General features: G+C 59.1%; 15 protein-coding genes. 5 read left to right on the forward strand and 10 right to left on the reverse strand.

Going from position 1 to position 17,759, the window contains the following annotated elements; translation table 11 throughout:
- Positions 1–73 precede the first annotated feature (73 nt).
- Positions 74–1,867 carry a DNA primase gene (gene dnaG / locus HDF12_RS02575; RefSeq protein ID WP_179581001.1) on the reverse strand — a complete coding sequence of 598 codons (1,794 nt, stop codon included), beginning with the start codon at positions 1,865–1,867 and terminating at the stop codon, positions 74–76.
- Positions 1,868–2,354: 487 nt separating this feature from the next.
- On the opposite strand from dnaG, the gene HDF12_RS02580 reads away from it, so the two are divergent.
- The 3 genes from HDF12_RS02580 to HDF12_RS02590 all read left to right on the forward strand — a co-directional run bounded on the left by HDF12_RS02580 (position 2,355) and on the right by HDF12_RS02590 (position 7,228).
- Positions 2,355–3,311, forward strand: coding sequence for a YXWGXW repeat-containing protein (locus tag HDF12_RS02580; RefSeq protein ID WP_179581003.1), 957 nt, complete (start codon positions 2,355–2,357; stop codon positions 3,309–3,311).
- Positions 3,312–3,715: 404 nt separating this feature from the next.
- Positions 3,716–4,513 (forward strand): RNA methyltransferase, encoded by a 798-nt coding sequence (locus HDF12_RS02585; RefSeq protein WP_179581005.1) that lies wholly within the window; start codon positions 3,716–3,718, stop codon positions 4,511–4,513.
- Between the two features lie 303 nt (positions 4,514–4,816).
- Positions 4,817–7,228, forward strand: a complete 2,412-nt coding sequence (locus HDF12_RS02590; protein ID WP_257025316.1) for a S9 family peptidase — start codon at positions 4,817–4,819, stop codon at positions 7,226–7,228.
- Between the two features lie 161 nt (positions 7,229–7,389).
- Here HDF12_RS02590 and HDF12_RS02595 read toward each other — a convergent pair whose 3' ends face one another.
- The 6 genes from HDF12_RS02595 to HDF12_RS02620 form a co-directional block, all read right to left on the reverse strand.
- Positions 7,390–8,037 (reverse strand): hypothetical protein, encoded by a 648-nt coding sequence (locus HDF12_RS02595; protein ID WP_257025317.1) that lies wholly within the window; start codon positions 8,035–8,037, stop codon positions 7,390–7,392.
- 252 nt (positions 8,038–8,289) lie between these two features.
- On the reverse strand, positions 8,290–8,904 hold the full coding sequence (locus tag HDF12_RS02600; protein ID WP_179581007.1) for a response regulator transcription factor: 615 nt from the start codon (positions 8,902–8,904) through the stop codon (positions 8,290–8,292).
- A complete protein-coding gene (locus HDF12_RS02605; RefSeq protein ID WP_179581009.1) occupies positions 8,901–10,070 on the reverse strand; it encodes a sensor histidine kinase in 1,170 nt (389 codons plus the stop codon). The genes HDF12_RS02600 and HDF12_RS02605 overlap by 4 nt, the downstream gene beginning before the upstream one ends.
- A 156-nt stretch (positions 10,071–10,226) precedes the next feature.
- A complete protein-coding gene (locus tag HDF12_RS02610; RefSeq protein ID WP_257025318.1) occupies positions 10,227–10,595 on the reverse strand; it encodes a VOC family protein in 369 nt (122 codons plus the stop codon).
- A gap of 103 nt (positions 10,596–10,698) precedes the next feature.
- Positions 10,699–11,502, reverse strand: coding sequence for an ABC transporter permease (locus HDF12_RS02615; protein WP_179581011.1), 804 nt, complete (start codon positions 11,500–11,502; stop codon positions 10,699–10,701).
- Between the two features lie 76 nt (positions 11,503–11,578).
- Positions 11,579–12,535, reverse strand: a complete 957-nt coding sequence (locus tag HDF12_RS02620; protein WP_179581013.1) for an ABC transporter ATP-binding protein — start codon at positions 12,533–12,535, stop codon at positions 11,579–11,581.
- Between the two features lie 178 nt (positions 12,536–12,713).
- Between HDF12_RS02620 and HDF12_RS02625 the strand changes: the two genes are divergently transcribed.
- On the forward strand, positions 12,714–13,637 hold the full coding sequence (locus HDF12_RS02625) for an EamA family transporter (RefSeq protein ID WP_179581015.1): 924 nt from the start codon (positions 12,714–12,716) through the stop codon (positions 13,635–13,637).
- Between the two features lie 83 nt (positions 13,638–13,720).
- Here HDF12_RS02625 and HDF12_RS02630 read toward each other — a convergent pair whose 3' ends face one another.
- Positions 13,721–15,055: a Y-family DNA polymerase gene (locus HDF12_RS02630; RefSeq protein ID WP_179581018.1), complete on the reverse strand. Its 1,335-nt coding sequence runs from the start codon at positions 15,053–15,055 to the stop codon at positions 13,721–13,723.
- 44 nt (positions 15,056–15,099) lie between these two features.
- The gene (locus tag HDF12_RS02635) at positions 15,100–15,414 is read right to left on the reverse strand and encodes a VOC family protein (RefSeq protein ID WP_179581020.1); all 315 of its coding nucleotides are present in this window, start codon (positions 15,412–15,414) and stop codon (positions 15,100–15,102) included.
- A 116-nt stretch (positions 15,415–15,530) separates the two neighbouring features.
- Between HDF12_RS02635 and HDF12_RS02640 the strand changes: the two genes are divergently transcribed.
- Positions 15,531–17,192: an acyl-CoA carboxylase subunit beta gene (locus tag HDF12_RS02640; RefSeq protein ID WP_179581022.1), complete on the forward strand. Its 1,662-nt coding sequence runs from the start codon at positions 15,531–15,533 to the stop codon at positions 17,190–17,192.
- A 28-nt stretch (positions 17,193–17,220) separates the two neighbouring features.
- Here the strand turns inward: HDF12_RS02640 and HDF12_RS02645 are convergent, their stop codons facing one another.
- Positions 17,221–17,742 (reverse strand): hypothetical protein, encoded by a 522-nt coding sequence (locus HDF12_RS02645; protein ID WP_179581026.1) that lies wholly within the window; start codon positions 17,740–17,742, stop codon positions 17,221–17,223.
- Positions 17,743–17,759: the final 17 nt, after the last annotated feature.

Raw genomic sequence — 17,759 nt, forward strand, 5'->3', positions numbered from 1 at the left:
GATACAGGGCAAGTCTACTTTCTTATAACCCGTTGGTTTGGAGGATGTTCACGAGAAATCGACGATCGCTGCGTTATTGCTCCCGCAGCTTACGGTCGATTTGAAGCTTTTCTGCGGTGAGCTTAGTCAGCATCTCATGGTCGCCATGGCGGTCTGCCTCGGCGATGAGGGTGCGGAGCTCACGTTGGCGGCGTTCGAGCTGGCGGCACTTGAGGGTTTCGAGCGCGTTTTCGACAAGCTCGGTCATGGATTGCGCGTTGGTGGAGGCAGAATCAGGGTTCTCGGCGTTTTGAAGGGTGCGTGCTAGAAGAATTCGGCTGGGCTCGTCGGGCGCCGCGTCGAGAGGGTTGGGGGGTGCTGGCGCGTTCGCGAGTGACTCAAGTAAAGCGGCGGACGAAAGGCTGTCGTACCATTCCGGATGCTGTGTGAGCTGCTCGACGGCCAGGATGCGCGCAGGGTCGTTCTCCGGGAGAACGAGGACGCGCAAGAGGATTTCCTCGTTCCGATCGATCGGTTCGAGCCGATGAGCACTAACGCTTTCAACTTTTTTCGACGCTGCGTCACTCAATTCTTTAGAGTGAACAAACGAAATTCCAAGCTTCTGCGCCGCGTCAACTGCAAATTCTTCTCGCTGTCGAACTGAAGGCATACGGCGGATGTGCGGCAGTAAGAAATTCATCGCTTTGACCTTCCCTTCGGGAGTACGAGTGGGGAATTGTTCGCGGGCTCGGTCGATGAGGTAATCGGAGTGGCGCTTCGCATTGCGCAGGGCTGCCATGTACTGCTGGACGCCCTGCTCGCGGATGAAGCGGTCGGGATCAAGACCGCCTTCGAGGGTGACGATCTTTACTTCGAAGTCTTCTTCGGTGAGGAGGGCGATAGATTTTTCCGTCGCGGCGGTGCCGGCGGTGTCCGGGTCGAAGTTGACGATGACGCGCTTGGTGAAGCGGCTGAGGAGACGGATCTGCATCTCTGTGAAGGCGGTGCCGGAGGTTGCGAGAACGCCTTTGATGCCGGCCATGTAGACAGAGATGCAGTCCATCTGGCCCTCGACCAGCAGCGCGAAGCCGAGGGCGCGGATGTCGGCTTTAGCTTTATCGAGGTTGAAGAGGACCTGGCCTTTGCTGTAGAGAGCGGTTTCGGGTGAGTTAAGATACTTCGCGATGGGGCGGCCCTTCTCATCTTCAGCGTCGAGGGCGCGGGCTGTGAAGGCGATGGTTTTGCCTTGTTCGTTGGCGATGGGGAAGGTGATGCGCTTGCGGAAGCGTGCGTAGAGCTGGCCTTGGCTGCCGTCGTTTTGTTCTTTGGCGCTGAAGAGGCCGCTGGCGCGGAGGACTTCGTCGGGGAAGTGTTTGGCGAGCTGCTCGCGCATGTGGTTGAAGTCGTCGGGGGCGTAGCCGATGCGGAATTTCGCGATGGTCTCGGCGGTGACGCCGCGGCCGGTGAGGTATTCGCGGGCGCGTGCGGCTTCGGGAGCTTTGAGTGCGGCTTCGAAGTACTGCGTGGCGGCTTCGTGAATGTCGGTGAGTTGGCGGCGAATGCCGGCTTCGCGAACCTCATCGGGGGAGTTGAATTCGCGCTTGGGGAGGGGGATTCCGCACTTGGTGGCCACTACGCGGATGGCCTCGGGAAAGCTGATGTTTTCGAGCTTCATGACGAAGGTGAAGACGTCGCCTTTTTCGTGGCAGCCGAAGCAATAGAAGTAGTTATGGGTGGCGTTTACGGAGAACGATCCCGTTTTTTCTTTGTGAAAGGGGCAGAGGCCGGTGTAGTTCTGAGCGCCGGATTTGCGCAGCTTGATGTAGTCGCCGATGATGCGGACGATATCGGCCTGCTGCTTGACGGTTTGTGCGAAGTTGTCGGACATGGGAGTTGGAGAGATCAGATCAACGGGCTTAGGTTTTTTTGGGCCTGTTTATGAGTTTAGACGGAGATTTTTTTCTGGCCGTGGTGCGGCTTGGATCTTTGAGGATTTGCTGGGCTTTTTGGAGGGGGTTGGGCCAGATTGGGGTGTTTGACCATGGTTTTTTGCTGGTCACAACGTGGTGTTCTGCATGGTGAACGTGGAAAAAAAGCAGTGCACTTTTGAGGTCAAAAAAATGCGTCACGAATTCGAACTTTATTTTGCTCCTTTCCTGTTCAGGGAGAACTGGGTGGTCGGAGTCGGTTTGCATACAACGATTGAGGGATATCTTCGTGAATTCGCATGGGCCTACGGTACAGGTGCGGAACTTCCGTCGAAGGCGTGTGTTTGTACGGAGGGAAGAGAGCGAATGGCCAGCTGAGATATATGGCTATTCAACAACTTGAGTGCCGCGGCCAAGGCGCCGTTAGGCCAACCAAAGGATGAATGTATGAGATTAACGAATTTAGTCCGTAAGTTTGTGGTGGGCGCGGCTCTTGCGCTTTTGCCTGCGGCTTCTTTTGCGGGAGTGTTTATTTCGGTGGGCTTTGCGCCGCCGGTGTTGCCGGTTTATACGCAGCCGATCTGCCCGGGTGATGGATATCTGTGGAATCCCGGCTACTGGGCGTATGGCGATGAGGGGTACTACTGGGTTCCGGGTGTGTGGGTTCGTCCGCCGCAGGTTGGACTACTGTGGACGCCGGGCTACTGGGGATGGGGTGGTGGCGCTTACCTCTTCCACGCTGGTTATTGGGGGCCGCACGTCGGCTTCTACGGCGGCGTGAACTATGGGTTCGGCTACGGCGGCGTAGGTTTTGGGGGCGGACGCTGGGTGGGCAACAGCTTTGCGTATAACACCGCGGTCGTCAATGTGAATCGGACGGTGATTCACAACACGTACATCGATAACACGGTGATCAACCACACGACGATCAACAATCGTACGAGTTTCAACGGCGGGACCGGCGGCCTTCAGGCTCGTCCATCGGCACAGGAGGCTTCGTTCGCGCGGGAGAACCATATTGCACCGACGGCGGAGCAGCAGAGCCATGTGCAGATGGCACATGCCGACCGGAGCAACTTCGCTTCGGTCAACGGCGGCCGTCCGCAGAATGCAGCCTACTCACGGCCTGGCGTACGTGCGGCGAATCAGCAGCAGCGTATCGGGCAGGGAGTTCAGTCGGGCCAGCTGACGGCGCATGAGACGGGCAACCTGGAGAATCGCGAGGCGAGCATCAATCATCAGGCTGCGGCTGACCGGGCGGCGAACGGCGGACATCTGACGGCGCAGGAGCACCAGCAGATCAACCAACGGCAGAATAACGTCAGCAAGTCGATCTACAACGATAAGCACAATGCGAACACGCAGGAACATCCGCATGCCGAGGCACATGAAGGGCATCGGTAGGCGGTTTTAGAACGAAGAGAGAGCGGCCGGCGGAGGTTTCGCCGGCCGCTCTTTTTTGTGCCTAGGTCGCACCGACATTGAGAAAGGCCCGGCAACGGAAGAAGATTCCGAGACGGTGTAAAGAGCTTTGGCGGCGAAAAGAAATGGAGGTCCCTTCGACTACGCCTGTCGCGATAAAACTGCGACAGGCTTCGCTCAGGATGACACCTTTGGCGTGGTGGGTTCAAGAGAACAAGAAACTGCAAAGCAAATGCAGAGACAATACCAAATCCCGTTCGGGGACGACGACAAGACAAGCGACGGGCATGCATGCCGCGAGTAACCCAGTTCAGAATGACACCTTCTACAAGAGATCAACAGCCTACGACTCACATATAAATCGATGCAGCCTAGAATCATTAGGAATGGGAAATGAGTTGCTGGATCGGGTGGTTGTGGTGCTGGTACGGGCACGCAACCCGAATAACATCGGCGCGGTGGCGCGGGCGATGCATGATTTTGGATTTCGGCATCTGCGGATTGTGAATGAGTATGCGGTGCCGTTCGAGAGCGCGCGGTCGGCGGTGGATGCTTCGGCGGTGCTGGCGGGGGCGGAGGTGTTTGCCAGCGTTGGCGAAGCGGTTGCGGATTGCACGCTGGTAGTGGGGACGACGGCGGTGGGCGAGCGGGTGTTGCAGCATCCCTTACATGCGCTTGCGGACGCGGGCGGGAAGATCGGTTCCGAGTTGGCGGGCGAGGGGCGAGTTGCGATGCTGTTCGGTTCGGAGAAGACGGGGCTGAGCAACGATGAGTTGAGTTACTGTCATTGGCTGCTGACGATTCCGATGGAGGAGCAGGAGGAGATTCGGCATCCTTCGATGAACCTTGGGCAGGCGGTGGCGGTTTGTTTGTATGAACTGGTGCGCGGGCGGAGTGCGGTTGCTGCGGGTGGTGCGGATGAGGTGGCTAGTGCGGGTGAGGTGGAGCGGTTGACGGCACTGTTGACTGAGGTGCTGGAGGCGACTGGATATACGAAGCGGCATCCTGCGAATTGCGATGAAGCCCAGGTGCGGCGGCTGGTTTTGAGGATGGGTTTGACGGCTAGTGATGCGCCGATTTGGATGGGGATCTTGCGGCAGGTGTTGTGGAAGGTGCGTGGGGGTGGATCGGATGTGGAAGGGAAGGGAGTGAAAACGCAGCTCCCCTCCGGGAATGACAGCTAGAAAAGCAAATGCAAAAGCAGATCCCTATGGGATGACAACCTGAAAGACAACTGCACCAGCAACAGCAAATGCGGGGGTCTCTCCACTGCGCCGTTCACGGAGAGACTGTGAACGGCTTCGGTCGAGACGACGAATTTCTATGAGTGAGCAAATGCGAATACAAGGGCCCTCTCTTTTAGATAAAGCCTAAGGCAAGTAACGCTGGGAGGGGATGCAACTTCATATATCACCGGAACGGGTCGGGCTGTAGACTAAGCGTCATTCGTACATTTTGAAGGGCGGGAACGTCCGGAGGCTTTAAGTATGCTTTTGAAGCAGCGTTTGTCGGCTGTTGTGGGAGTTGTGGTGGGGTGTTGTTTCACGGCGAGTGGAATGGCGCAGGGCAAGCAGCTTACGACCGAGGACTATGCGCGGGCAGAGAAGTTCATGGGTTACAACGTCAGTTCGCTGGTGTATCACGGTGTGGCGCGGCCGATGTGGATGGGGGACGGACGGTTCTGGTATCGCGACAATGGGCCTGATGGAATCACGTTTATGGTGGTCGATCCAGTGAAGGGGACGAAGGTGCCGGGGTTCGATCAGGCGAAGCTGGCGGCAGCGCTGACGAAGGCGACGGACGGCAAGATGAAGGCGGACGCGCAGCATCTGGTGATCTCGGAGATTGAGTTTTCGGATGGGGACAAGACGGTTGTGGTGGGGAACGGTTCGAGGAAGTTTCGTTGTGATCTTAGTGGTGTGGGCGTTTGCACCGAGGTGATTGCGCCGGGAGCGAAGGCGTCTCATGGCGAGCAGGCGAACGGTGCGCATGGAGAACTTTCGCCGGATAAGACGAAGGCTGCATTTATTCGTGATTGGAATCTTTGGGTGCGTGAGGTTGCGACCGGCAAAGAAACGCAGCTGACGACCGATGGTGTGAAGGACTATGGCTATGCGACCGATAACGCCGGGTGGACAATGAGCGATAACCCGATCCTGGTTTGGTCGCCGGATGGAAAGAAGATCGCGACATTTCAGCAGGATCAGCGGAAGACCGGCGAGATGTACATGGTTCCGGTGACGAATGGGCATCCGGAGCTGAAGGCGTGGAAGTACCCGCTGGTGGGAGATACAGATGTGACGATGATTGAACGGGTGATCATCGACGTGGGTAAGGCGAAGGTGATCCGGTTGAAGATGCCGCCTGATCAGCACCGCTCGACGTTGTGCGATGACGTGAGTTGCCGCGGTGGGAGTGGGTGGGATGATGTGCAGTGGAGCGACGATGGGGAGCAGCTGATGTTTGTTTCGACCTCCCGCGATCACAAACAGGAGTGGGTGCGGATTGCGGATGCTGCGAGTGGCGAAGTGCTGGGTGTGATGAGCGAGACGGCATCGAAGTTCTTCGAGAGCGGCAACGGAAAGGTGAACTGGAAGTATCTTTCGAAGACGAACGAGCTGTTGTGGTTCAGCGAGCGAGATGGCTGGGGGCAGATGTATTTGTACGATGCCGCTACGGGCAGTCTAAAGAACAAGATTACGCGCGGCGATGGAAATGTGACGCAAGTGCTGCATGTGGACGAGAAGACGCGGACGATTTATTTTCTCGCGGTGGCCAAAGAGGCTGGGCGCGATCCTTATTTTTCTCACTTCTACAGCGTGAAGTTTACCGGGAAGGATATGAAGTTGCTGACGCCGGAGAATGCGGATCATGCGGTGACGGTGTCGCAGGATGGGCGGTACTTTGTCGATGTGTACTCGACTGCGACCGAGCCACAGACGACGGTGGTGCGGGATGAGAGCGGCAAGGTTGTGGTCGAGGTGGCGAAGCAGGATATCTCGAAGCTGGTGGCGGCGGGGTGGGTGGCTCCGGAGCCGATTGTGGTGAAGGCGCGGGACGGGAAGACGGACTTGTACGGTTACATGTTCAAGCCGACGAACCTGGATGCGTCGAAGAAGTATCCGATTGTGAACCACGTTTATCCTGGGCCGCAGACGGGCTCGTGCGGTGGCCGGGGCTTCGCGGCGGCGCACGGCGATATGCAGTCGTTGGCGGAGCTTGGGTTTGTGGTGGTGTGTATCGATGGGATGGGGACGTCGTTCCGGTCGAAGGCGTTTCATGAGTTTTACTTTGGCGATCTTGGTGACAACACGATTCCGGATCAGGTGGCGGGGATGAAGGAGCTGGCGGCGAAGTATCCGTGGATCGATATTGATAAAGCGGGGATGTATGGTCACTCGGGCGGTGGGAATGCCACGGCCGCGGCAATGTTTCATTATCCTGACTTCTTCAAGGTGGGGATTGCGGAGAGTGGAAATCATGACCAGAGGGACTATGAAGATGACTGGGCGGAGAAGTGGAATGGGCTGCTGGTGAAGAATGCCGATGGGACGACGAACTATGACAGCCAGGCGAATCAGAGTGTGGCGAAGAATCTGAAGGGCAAGCTGCTGCTGGCGCATGGTTCGATGGATAACAATGTGCCGCTGAACAACACGCTGCTGGTGGTGGACGCGCTGATCAGGGCGAATAAGGACTTTGATCTGCTGATCATTCCGAATGTCGCTCATGGGTATGGGGAGGCGAGTCAATACATGACGCGGCGGCGGTGGGATTATTTCGTGAAGAATCTTGCGGGGGATGTGCCGCCGCATGAGTACGAGATGAAGTCGTATGCGGCGGCGATGGCGGCGATGCGGTCGGGGCCTGGGGATGCGGAGGAGGATTTCGATCGGTAGTGCGTGAAAGGCCCGCTGCGCTCAGTCACCCCGCAAACGAAGACCTGTTTGCGGGGACCCCGATTCGCGCGGCCACTTCGTGGCTTGTGTACCGGTCCTGGCCGGGCGGGAGTGGGACCCTCCCGCTGGTCGGCTTTAGATTCTTGATTCAGGAAGGCTGCTTATTCGACGATCTTTCCGTCGTTGCTGGAGGAGTTGGTGGATTTGGCTGAGGAGACCTGCCAGCCGTTGCTGGTGTTGGTGAGGGTGGCCTGGGCGTTCTGGGGGGCTGCCAGTTCTGTCTGGAGTTGCGGATAGGCGTTTTGAGTTTCGGCGGCGGTGGCCCAGGCGGGGGCGTCGGGGATGTTGTAGTGGTAGGTGACCTGAGTGGTGGCGCCGGGGTCGCTTGTGGTGGGGGTGGAGCTGTCGATGCTGGAGACTTTGCGATGGCCGTAGCAGAAGTTTCCGTAGCCGGGTTGGGTAGTGTCGGCGGTCCAGGCGGCGCGGCCCTTGTCGGAGAGATCGTAGTTGTTGACCTGCTTGCTGGCGATGATGAGGACCTTCTTTTCGGCGGTGGTGCGGACGAGGAGGCCCTGATCGACGAGGGCGTCGTAGTTGGAGGTCTTGCTGTTATTCGAGGTGTCTGCCTGGACGGGGAATTTGATGGGCTCGGACCAGAGGCATGCAGGGTGAGCGGAGTAGTAGGTGTTGATGGCGCTGGTGAAGTTGAGGGTGTTGTCAGCCTTTTTGTTGCAGCCGGTGGCGAGTGCGACGAGTGCGCCGCAGAGGGCGGCTGTGCGGAGGGTGATGCGGATGGAAAGCATATTCATGTGTATCTCCTGTTCAGATTGTGGGATGCAGGAGAGGTGGTTCGCGGCTTACCGGGGAAAGGTTGCCTTGGGTGTGGCAATTTGAGTGGGATTTTGATGGGAGAGTAGAGACGCAGATCCCCTTCGGGGATGACAACAAGAAAAGCAACGACAACTGCAATGGCAACCGGAACCCAAACTGAAGGTGCAACTGAAACTTCAACGCAACAACAGCAAGAACGGCTACTGCATGCGCAAGGAATTAGGGAGTTGCTAGAGCCAGCCCTTGGTGCGGGCGATGCGGGCGGCGTCGACGCGATTGGAGGCGCCGAGCTTGGCGATGGCTTCGGAGAGGTAGTTGCGTACTGTGCCTTCGGAGAGGTGGAGTTCAGTGGCGATTTCGGTGCTGCTGCGGCCGTCGCCGGCGCGCTGGAGGATCTGGCGTTCGCGGTCGGTGAGGGGGTCGAGCTCGGCGTTCCAGGCTTCGGCGGCGAGGGCGGGGTCGACGACGCGCATGCCTCGGTGGACGCGGCGAACGGCGTCGGCGAGTTCTTTGGCTGGGCGGTCCTTGAGGAGATAGCCGCGGGCTCCGGCGTCGAGGGCGCGGCGGAGGTAGCCGGGGCGGGCGAAGGTGGTGAGGATGATGGTGCGGACGTTGGGTTGGCTGGTGCGCAGGTTCGCGGCCAGTTCGAGGCCGGTCATGTGAGGCATCTCGATGTCGGTGACGAGGACGTCGGGTTTCAGGCGGCCGACGGCTTCGAAGGCGTCGCGTCCGTTGGCGGTGGTGGCGACGACGGAGATGTCGGTTTCGAGCTCGAGGAGGGCGGAGAGAGCACCCAGGACCATGGCCTGATCTTCGGCTAGGATGACGCGGATGGCCGTGCTCATGTGGTCACAAAGGGAGCTTTGATTTCACTCGAATGTGTCGACGGTGTCAGGTCGTTTTGGGTGTCAGTAGTGTGAGGCAGCTCGATGAGGATCGTGACGCCTGGGCTGGTTGTGATGGAGAGGCGGCCGCCGAGCGATTGGACGCGCTCTCGCATTCCGCGGAGGCCGTTGCCTTCTCTGATCCTGGGCTGGTTTCCGTCGTCGGTGATGAGGAGGGAGTGATAGCCGTCTTCGGAGCGGGCGAAGCGGATGCGACACTGCGTGGCCTTGGCGTGTCGCACGATGTTGGTGACGGCTTCGCGAACGGTGAGGCACAGAACGGTCTCTTCCGAGGCGTTGAGTTGGGGGACTGGAGATTCGCAGGAGAGCGCGACACCGGCGGATTGGAGGGTTTTGCGGGTTCGCTCCATTTCGGCGGTGAGGCCCTGAGAGCGGTAGCCGCCGATGGCCTCGCGTACTTCGCTAAGGGCTGTTCGGGCGGTAGTTTCAACGTCGGCGATCTCGCGGACTGCACGTTGCGGGTCGCTCTCGATGAGTCGGCCGGCGAGCTCTGCCTTGAGAACGATGACAGAGAGGGTGTGGCCGAGGACGTCGTGGAGATCGCGGGCGATGCGTTCTCGTTCGGCGACGGCGGCGAGGGCCACGTTCTCTTCCTGGGCCGCGCGTAGTTTGCATTCCGCTCGTTTCTGCTCGGCGAAGAAGATGTTGCCACCGCCGATGATGATGAGGAGGAAGATTCCGATGATAGCGTTCGGCCATCCGATCTGTAGTGGGCCCGGTGCGCGGAAGAGATAGGTTTCGCCGAGAATGGCGAGGGACTCAACGAAGAAGAGAGCGAGAACGCGGCGCTTCGATTCGACGCTGAAGGGAAGAAAGCCGGCGACGTAGACGAAGAAAGTTATGGCGCCGGAGTTCCATGGGAAGGTAACGAGGCCGAGGAGAAAGGTGGCGCCGATCATCCAGAAACGGAGGGGGCGGCCCTCGTCGGTTGCGCGAACGTAGCCGAAGAAGAGCGCAAGAAAGGTGACGAAGACTGCGATGGTGCCGAGCCAGATATGCCGGTTCGGCTCCAGGATGGGATCGATGAAGAGAAAGCCAGTGTATGCCAACCAAATCCATGGCCACTTGCTTTCGCGCGCGCTCGAGATGTTGTCGTTGCCGGTCATGGATTGCTCCAGAGCAGTTTACGCCGCTGTGGTCTTGTGCCTCTGCTGTTTATTCGTTCTGTTCTTTGCGATGGAAGAGGAGTCGCTTGAATCCGAGAATCGGTCGATCTTTGTGGTCTTTCGCTCATGTTGGTCCGTTGGTTTCGGTGGCTTAGATTACGGTCGTGCGTCAGTCGGAAAGATCGCTGAAGGCTGTTGGATGTTTGGGTTGATAGAGGCCGACCTCGCCTCCGCCAGGAAGGCGGATTCTGACGATAGAACCCCACCGCTCTTCGTGCACTTCGGAACATTGGACAGCTTTGTTCGCGAGTGCGGAGATCTCGCCCTGAGGTCGTTGCACATGAGATAGAGCTCGTGCCGGCCATTCGCTTCGGCTGGATGAATGGCGACCTCTGCGGGAGGCAATGCGAAGATCAGCCATCCATGGCCTGCGTCCACCGAGGCGAGCCCCAGGACATCGCGCAGGAAGGCTCGGTCGGCGGCTGGGTCCGTGCTGTATAAGACTACGTGCGCGCCAAAGATCATCGGGGATGCCTTCTGTCGTTCCTTTGGTTGTTTGTGCTCATCGTGTGCTCGACGTGAAGCTCATCTACGTACGTCCGATGCCGAAAGTGTATCGCTTTACGCGCTATGCGTTCTGTTCCTTTCGGTGGAAGAGGAGGCGGCTGATTCCCAGCATTAGGAGGGTGAAGCCGATGAGTGCGTTCCAGTGAGTGGTGAGGGACATCGAGTCTCCGTAGTGGAAGATGCTGAGCATGAGCTGGGAGAGATGGTAGGTGGGTAGAAGTGGCGCTATGCCCTGCAGCCAGTGAGGCATGAAGCGAATAGGCACCCACAGGCCGCTGAGGAAGGACATGGGCAGGTAGATGAGATTGATGATGCCGGGTGCGGCGTTTGCGGGGACGAGGAGCGCGATGAGGAGGCCCATGCTGGCGAAGCTGATGGAACCGACGGCGGTCATGCCGAGCATCTTGAACAGTTCGGCGGCGGAGAGGTGGACGTCTCCGAAGGAGATTCCGATGATGGTGAGGATGCTGACGATGATGAGACCGAAGGCTACGGCGGAGGCGCATTTGGCAAAGAGGTAGGCCGAGACGGGCATTGGGCTTGCGCGTTTGAGTTCGAGCCAGCCGGCGGCGAGATCGGAGGAGAGGCCGACGCCTATGCCGAAGAGTGCCGCTCCGATAAGGCCGAAGCAGGCGTAACCGGCCAGCATATATTTTGCCAGGTGTATGCCGCCTTCGTAGGCGTGGCGGTTGGCGACGCCGAAGAGGACGTAGAACATAACCGGGAAGCCGATGGTGGCAAGAGAGAAGGAGCGGGTGCGGATGAGTTTTACGAACTCGTATTTTGATTCTTTGCGAAAGATGCGAATGGTGCGGGTGGAGTTCGTTGCAGTCGGGAGAGGATGGGTGATGGCGGAGGTGGACATTGGATGCTCCTTGGCAAATCTATTTGGCTGCGACTTAAGTTCGAACAGCAAAGGCGGGATAGAGTCTGCGTCGTCATTAGCTTCTTGTCAGGGCGAGGAAGGCGTCTTCGAGTGCGGGGCTGGCGATCTCCAGACCGGTGAGAGTCTCGTCGCGCAGGAGCATTTCGCGGACTACGTCTTCTGCGTTGACGGCTGTGACGATGGTCGTCTCTCCGTTGCGCTCGACGCTGGTTACAGAGGGGAGAGCTTGCAGGAGTTCGCTCGAGAGAGTTGTGTGGCAGCGGATGCGGCGTCCGCCGCTGTTGCGTTTGATCTCGGCTGGGGTGCCTTCGCAGATGACGCGGCCTTTGTTGATGACGATGATGCGGTCGGCGAGGGCGTCGGCCTCTTCGAGATAGTGCGTGGTGAGGAGGACGGTTTTTCCCAGTGCGGAGAGGACGCGGATCTCTGCCCAGAGGCCGCGGCGGGCTTCGATGTCCATGCCTACTGTGGGCTCGTCGAGGAAGATGAGGTCGGGGTTGCCGCAGAGGGCGAGGGCGAAGAGGACACGCTGCTTCTGGCCGCCGCTGAGTTGGCCGAAGAGGCGATCTTCGATGCCCTGGAGGTGGGCGATGCGGAGGATGTCGGGGATGGGCAGGGGATTGGGGTAGTAGCTGCGAAAGAGGTCGAGGTGCTCACGGACTTTGAGCATCTCGGTGATGCGCGAGACCTGCAGCATGGCTCCGACGCGGGTGCGGGTGGCAGCTTCGCGGGGATCGCTGCCGAAGACGCGGACGGAGCCGGAGGTGGGGGCGATGAGGCCGAGAAGGAGTTTGATGGCGGTGGATTTTCCGGCGCCGTTGGGGCCGAGGAGAGCGACGATCTCGCCGGGGCGGAGGGCGAGGTTGAGGCGGTCCAACGCGAAGGTGGGGGCCGAGGCGTTGCCGTAGCGCTTGGTGACGCCGGTGAGGGTGGCGATGGGCTGTCGGTGCGCGATATGAGGTCCGTTGGCCGGCGGTGTTTCGGTCTCGTAAGCGATGGAGGTCAAGGGCATGATCGGTCTCCTGTCTGGTTTACAGGATGATGATGCGATGGTTTGCGCGGCGGCAGTAGTGTGGGACGTCAGGAGTTGTGGGTGACAGATGTCATGTTCCGAGTCACAAAAGGGCGGATGAACGGTTGCCGGAAGACTGGTGACAGTTTTGGGCACGACCGCGTGGTAGAAATTGGCAATGGAAGCCGTGACTGATCGTCCTGCGTGGAAGACCTTGTTGGCTTTCGCGATTATCTATTTTGTGTGGGGATCGACGTTTCTTGCGATTCGGGTGAGCGTGCATGAGGTACCCCCTTTTCTCTGTGCGGCGATGCGGTTTGTGGTCGCGGGGCTTGTGCTCTTTGGGTGGATGCTTGCAAAAGGAGAGAGCCTGCCGAATGTGCGGCAGTGGGGTTCGATATCGCTGATCGCTCTGTTGATCTTCGTGGTCGACTATGGGCTGTTGTTCTGGGCTGAGCAGCGTGTGGCTTCGGGAGTTGCGGCGGTAATGATGGCCACGATTCCGGTGTTCATGGCGCTGTCGGAGATTGTGTTTCTGCGGACGCAGAGGCTTACGGTTCGTCTGGCGTTTGCGCTGCTGATCGGGGTTGGCGGGGTGGCTGTGCTGATGAGCCACTCGCTGAACCTTGGTGGGGCCGCGATTGAGACTACTGGCGCGGTGGCTCTGATTGTGGGATCACTGAGTTGGTCGGTGGCTTCGGTGTTGTCGCGTGTGCTGCCGCTGCCTGAGTCGAAGGTGATGAGCTCGGGGGCGCAGATGTTGACAGGGGGATTGCTGCTTGCGGTTGTGGCGGCTGGTGTGGGCGAGTTTCGAAACTTTCATCCGGGAGATGTTTCGCGTGGGGCGTGGTTCGCTTTGGTGTATCTGATTGTTGCTGGGTCGATCGTTGGGTTTACGGCTTATGTGTGGCTGATTCATCATGAGTCGCCTACGAAGGTTGGGACTTATGCGTATGTGAATCCAGTGGTGGCCGTGGTGCTGGGATATTTTGTGGGTGGTGAAGGACTTGGAATGCGGACTGTTTTGGGGACTGCGTTTGTTTTGGTTAGCGTGGTGTTGATTACTACTGCTAAGAAGCAGAGGGTTGATGCGGATGGTTAGGAGATTAAAGGCGTGCTGCGCGCACGGCGCGATCTGCCATCGAGGCTGACGCGCCTTCGGCGCCTTTTTTGTGGTGATCGAGGCTACATGTAGTCGACGCCGTACTGGACGGGAATCTGGGTGAAGGCGATGCGGGTGGGGGCGGATTCGCGGGCGGGGAGCATGCCGGCGAAGTGCAGGGTGGTGTGGCCGTACTTGAGGTTGAGCTTGTCCATGGTGGCGGAGAGGTCGGCGCGGTTGTTGGGGTTGGCGAAGAGCTCGGGCTGGTGCTCGTCTTCGGGGATGAGGTCGCGGAGGGTGATGCCGACGAAGAAGGGTTTCTGAAACTCGGCGCCTTGCGGTCGCTGGGCCCAGAGAGAGCGCAGGATTTCGAGCAGGGTGAGGGTGTCCTGGCAGTCGCGAAAGCGGGCTTCCATGCCCCAGCCGGAGTTTTTGATGCCGGAGTAGTGCTGCTTGACTTTGCCGTGCGCGGCCCTGGCTTCGGCTTGTTCGCGCGTGAGCTGGTAGCGGATGGTGACGGAGAGGGAGCCGGTGTAGAAGTGCTCCATGCGGAGGCGCATGGCGGCTTTGTGGAGGAGCTTGTGCGCGACGGCCCAGGAGCCTTCGGGGGAGCGGTGTTCGGGTGCGAGGACGTGGGAGTGGCCGAGGGACTTCTGGACGGCCTGGGCGACGTTGTTGCCTGTGGTGTCTTCGGTCTGGACGCCGCGCAGCCAGTGGTACATGCGATCGCCCCAGACGGAGTCGAAGAGGGTGCGCATGCCGTTGCGGTCGAGCGCGAGGAGCTGCTCCATGGTGGTGATGCCTTTTTTGTTCAGGCGGAGTTCGGTGCGGGCACCTACGCCGGGGAGGTCGCGGAGTTCGAGGTGCGCGATGGCGCGGGGTAGTTGAGAGGGGAGCAGACCGATGAGACCGTCGGGCTTCTGCATGTCGCTGGCGATCTTGGCGAGGTAGCGGTTGGGCGCCATGCCGATGGAGCAGCGCAGGGCGACGCCGACATTTTTATAGATGGACTGCTTGATCTCGAGGGCGATCTTGCGGGCGCGCGGGGGTTCCTGTTCGCGGCCGATGAGCTGGCAGACCATCTCGTCAATGGAAGGGTTGTGGGCGACGGGGCAGGCTAGTTCGACGGCCTTGGTGATGTCGTGGGAGTATTTGGCGTAGTCGGCGTGGTCGCCGGCGATGAGGATGATGCCGGGGCAGAGCTTTTTGGCTTCGCCGACCTGGGTGCCGGTTTTGACCTTGAAGGCTTTGGCTTCATAGCTGGCGGCGATGCAGCAGGTGGTGTCGGCCATGGTGGGGACGACGGCGAGAGGTTTGCCGCGGTACTCCGGGTGGAGCTGCTGTTCGACGGACGCGAAGAAGCTGTTGAGGTCGATATGGAGGAAGTGGAAGCGGTCGGGTTGGACGTGGGCGGACACGGCTCGTACTGAGGATTATATTCGCCTTTTATTTGCTCCCGTTCTCACGCCTGGACGATGGCATAGGTGATGCCGAAGGGGTCGCTGAAGTTGAGACAGTTATGGCTTTCACGAAGAATCACGCAGCCGTTTGCGACCAGGCCTGTCTTTACTTTGCCGATGTCCGGAACGGTGAAGTTCGGGAGTGGTGGCCGAGCATTGAGCTCCCGATCGACGCAGAGGCGGAAGAGTCCGGTGTCGTATTCGAGGTGGCTTTCGGAGCGATTAACGAGGGTGAACTTCATCACGTTGGTGTAGAAGTTCTCGGCTGCCGTGATGTCCTGCAGGTGAATTGCGACGCAGTCGGATGACTTGAACATTCCGGCATCCTCCCTTCGAGGTAGGGTGTCGATGTAATCACTTCGGGATGGAAGCTGTCCAGTCTATTTCTCGATAGAAGGACTGCACTGGCGGCTCGCTGCTAGAATTCCGTTCTATGGCAGCAGCTGAGCATCCGGTTCAAGCAGACATCCCTGTGGCAAAGTCACTCAATCATCAACGTAAACTCGCGGAGCTTGCCGCGCGCCATGCCATCGCGGAAGAGGGCGGCGGCGAGGAACGACGCGAGCGAGAGAGGAAGTCGGGCAAGCTTTCGGCGAGGGAGCGGATCGATTTTCTGTTGGATGAGGGCACGTTCGAGGAGACAGATAAGTTCGTCACGCATCGGGCGACTGATTTTGGCATGGCTGAGCAGCGCGTGCCGGGGGATGGATTTATTACCGGCTACGGACGGGTGCATGGGCGAGTGGTGTTTGTGTTTGCGCAGGACTTTACGGTGTTTGGTGGGTCGCTCTCGGAGGCGAATGCCGCAAAGATCGTGAAGATTATGGATATGGCGATGCGGGTGGGCGCGCCGGTAGTGGGATTGAATGACTCGGGTGGTGCGCGTATTCAGGAGGGCGTGGTTTCGCTGGCTGGGTATACGGATATCTTTCTGAGGAACACGCTGGCTAGTGGAGTTGTACCGCAGATCTCGGCGATTCTGGGGCCTTGTGCCGGGGGCGCGGTTTATTCGCCGGCGATTACTGACTTTACGGTGATGACGGAGAAGACGAGTTACATGTTCGTGACCGGGCCGGACGTGATCAAGACGGTGACGCACGAGGATGTGACCAAGGAGGCGCTTGGCGGTGCGGTGACGCACAACGAGATCTCCGGCGTCGCGCACTTTATGGCGCACGACGATCAGGAGTGCTTGGCTACGGTGAGGGAGTTGTTGAGTTTTCTGCCTTCGAACAATCTCGACGACGCGCCGAGGAGGCCGACGCAGGATGATCCGGCGCGTGCGGATGCTGCGTTGGACACGATCATTCCGGAGGAGAGCAACCAGCCCTACGACATGGTGGATGTGATCTCGCATGTGGTGGATGATGGCTACTTCTTTCAGGTGCACGAGCACTTCGCGCGGAATATTGTGGTGGGGTTTGCGCGGATGGCGGGGCGGCCGGTGGGGATCGTTGCAAATCAGCCTGCGTTTCTCGCGGGCGTCCTGGACATCAACGCGAGTGTGAAGGGTGCGCGGTTTGTGCGATTCTGCGACGCGTTCAATATTCCGCTGATTACGTTTGAAGATGTGCCGGGGTTCATGCCGGGAATTCAGCAGGAGCATGGCGGCATCATTCGTCATGGAGCGAAGCTGCTGTATGCGTTCGCAGAGGCGACGGTTCCGAAGCTTACAGTGATTACGCGCAAGGCCTATGGTGGGGCTTACTGTGTGATGAGCTCGAAGCATCTGCGGACGGATTTAAATCTGGCTTGGCCTACGGCGGAGATCGCGGTGATGGGGCCGGAGGGCGCGGTGAATATCGTCTACAAGCGGGAGCTTGATTCGACTGTGCGCCGGGCGGAGGCGATGTGGCCGCAGGGGAAGGCGTTTACGGAAGAGGAGAAGCTGGCGGTTCTCGCTGAGGCTCGGAAGGATAAGGTGGAGGAGTTTCGCGAGCGGTTTGCGAACCCTTATGTGGCGGCGGAGCGAGGATACATCGATGCGGTGGTTCGGCCTAGTGAGACGCGCAGGCGGTTGAACTCGGCGCTCGATATGCTGGCTACGAAGCGGGAGAAGAATCCTGCCAAGAAGCATGGCAATATTCCGCTGTAAATTTTCATCTGCGGACTCTTCACGGCCGTTATTGCTTATTGCCTACCAGGACGAAGCTGGAGGGGATGGCCCGGCACTCGGATTTGCTTGAGGCGTGCCAACTTGTGCCATTGGAGTAGGCGATGGAAGTGACATCGAGCCAGCGCAGAGAGCCCACCCCTGGCATAGACACGTCGAAGCTGGTGAGGTCATTTTTGCCGGGTGCGAGCTGAATCTGGAAGGTCTTCGTGAGGTCGCTGGGGTCCGCGCCAATTGGAAGGATCCTTGGGTCGGACGGAACAGCGTGGAGCGTGACTTCCAGAGAGAGGACTGAGGGTCCTCCGTAGTGCTTTATGGCGACGTGGAGGGCCTCGGACGATAGATCGTGGCGGCGCTCGTCTCCTGCGCTGCGTATGGTGGCTATCGATTGGCGTTGGGCGATGAACTGGACGGGACAAAGGTACTTTGGATCGAAGTTGACTGAGCTGGGGTCGAACGAGATGATCCGGTTTTGACCGAGAACAGGGACAGAAGCGAATAGGAGCATGATTGAGGCGGAAAGGTTTCGCATGGAGACCTCCTAAGCTG

Source organism: Tunturiibacter gelidiferens (genome assembly GCF_013410115.1).
Lineage (GTDB): Bacteria > Acidobacteriota > Terriglobia > Terriglobales > Acidobacteriaceae > Edaphobacter > Edaphobacter gelidiferens.

Coding starts and splice junctions, on each gene's coding strand:
- HDF12_RS02620 (WP_179581013.1), bottom strand. CDS start 12,535: ATGCCCTTGACCTCCATCGCTTACGAGACCGAAACACCGCCGGCCAAC.
- HDF12_RS02615 (WP_179581011.1), bottom strand. CDS start 11,502: ATGTCCACCTCCGCCATCACCCATCCTCTCCCGACTGCAACGAACTCC.
- dnaG (WP_179581001.1), bottom strand. CDS start 1,867: ATGTCCGACAACTTCGCACAAACCGTCAAGCAGCAGGCCGATATCGTC.
- HDF12_RS02645 (WP_179581026.1), bottom strand. CDS start 17,742: ATGCGAAACCTTTCCGCCTCAATCATGCTCCTATTCGCTTCTGTCCCT.
- HDF12_RS02600 (WP_179581007.1), bottom strand. CDS start 8,904: ATGAGCACGGCCATCCGCGTCATCCTAGCCGAAGATCAGGCCATGGTC.
- HDF12_RS02625 (WP_179581015.1), top strand. CDS start 12,714: ATGGAAGCCGTGACTGATCGTCCTGCGTGGAAGACCTTGTTGGCTTTC.
- HDF12_RS02590 (WP_257025316.1), top strand. CDS start 4,817: ATGCTTTTGAAGCAGCGTTTGTCGGCTGTTGTGGGAGTTGTGGTGGGG.
- HDF12_RS02580 (WP_179581003.1), top strand. CDS start 2,355: ATGAGATTAACGAATTTAGTCCGTAAGTTTGTGGTGGGCGCGGCTCTT.
- HDF12_RS02585 (WP_179581005.1), top strand. CDS start 3,716: ATGGGAAATGAGTTGCTGGATCGGGTGGTTGTGGTGCTGGTACGGGCA.
- HDF12_RS02640 (WP_179581022.1), top strand. CDS start 15,531: ATGGCAGCAGCTGAGCATCCGGTTCAAGCAGACATCCCTGTGGCAAAG.
- HDF12_RS02605 (WP_179581009.1), bottom strand. CDS start 10,070: ATGACCGGCAACGACAACATCTCGAGCGCGCGCGAAAGCAAGTGGCCA.
- HDF12_RS02635 (WP_179581020.1), bottom strand. CDS start 15,414: ATGTTCAAGTCATCCGACTGCGTCGCAATTCACCTGCAGGACATCACG.
- HDF12_RS02595 (WP_257025317.1), bottom strand. CDS start 8,037: ATGAATATGCTTTCCATCCGCATCACCCTCCGCACAGCCGCCCTCTGC.
- HDF12_RS02610 (WP_257025318.1), bottom strand. CDS start 10,595: ATGATCTTTGGCGCGCACGTAGTCTTATACAGCACGGACCCAGCCGCC.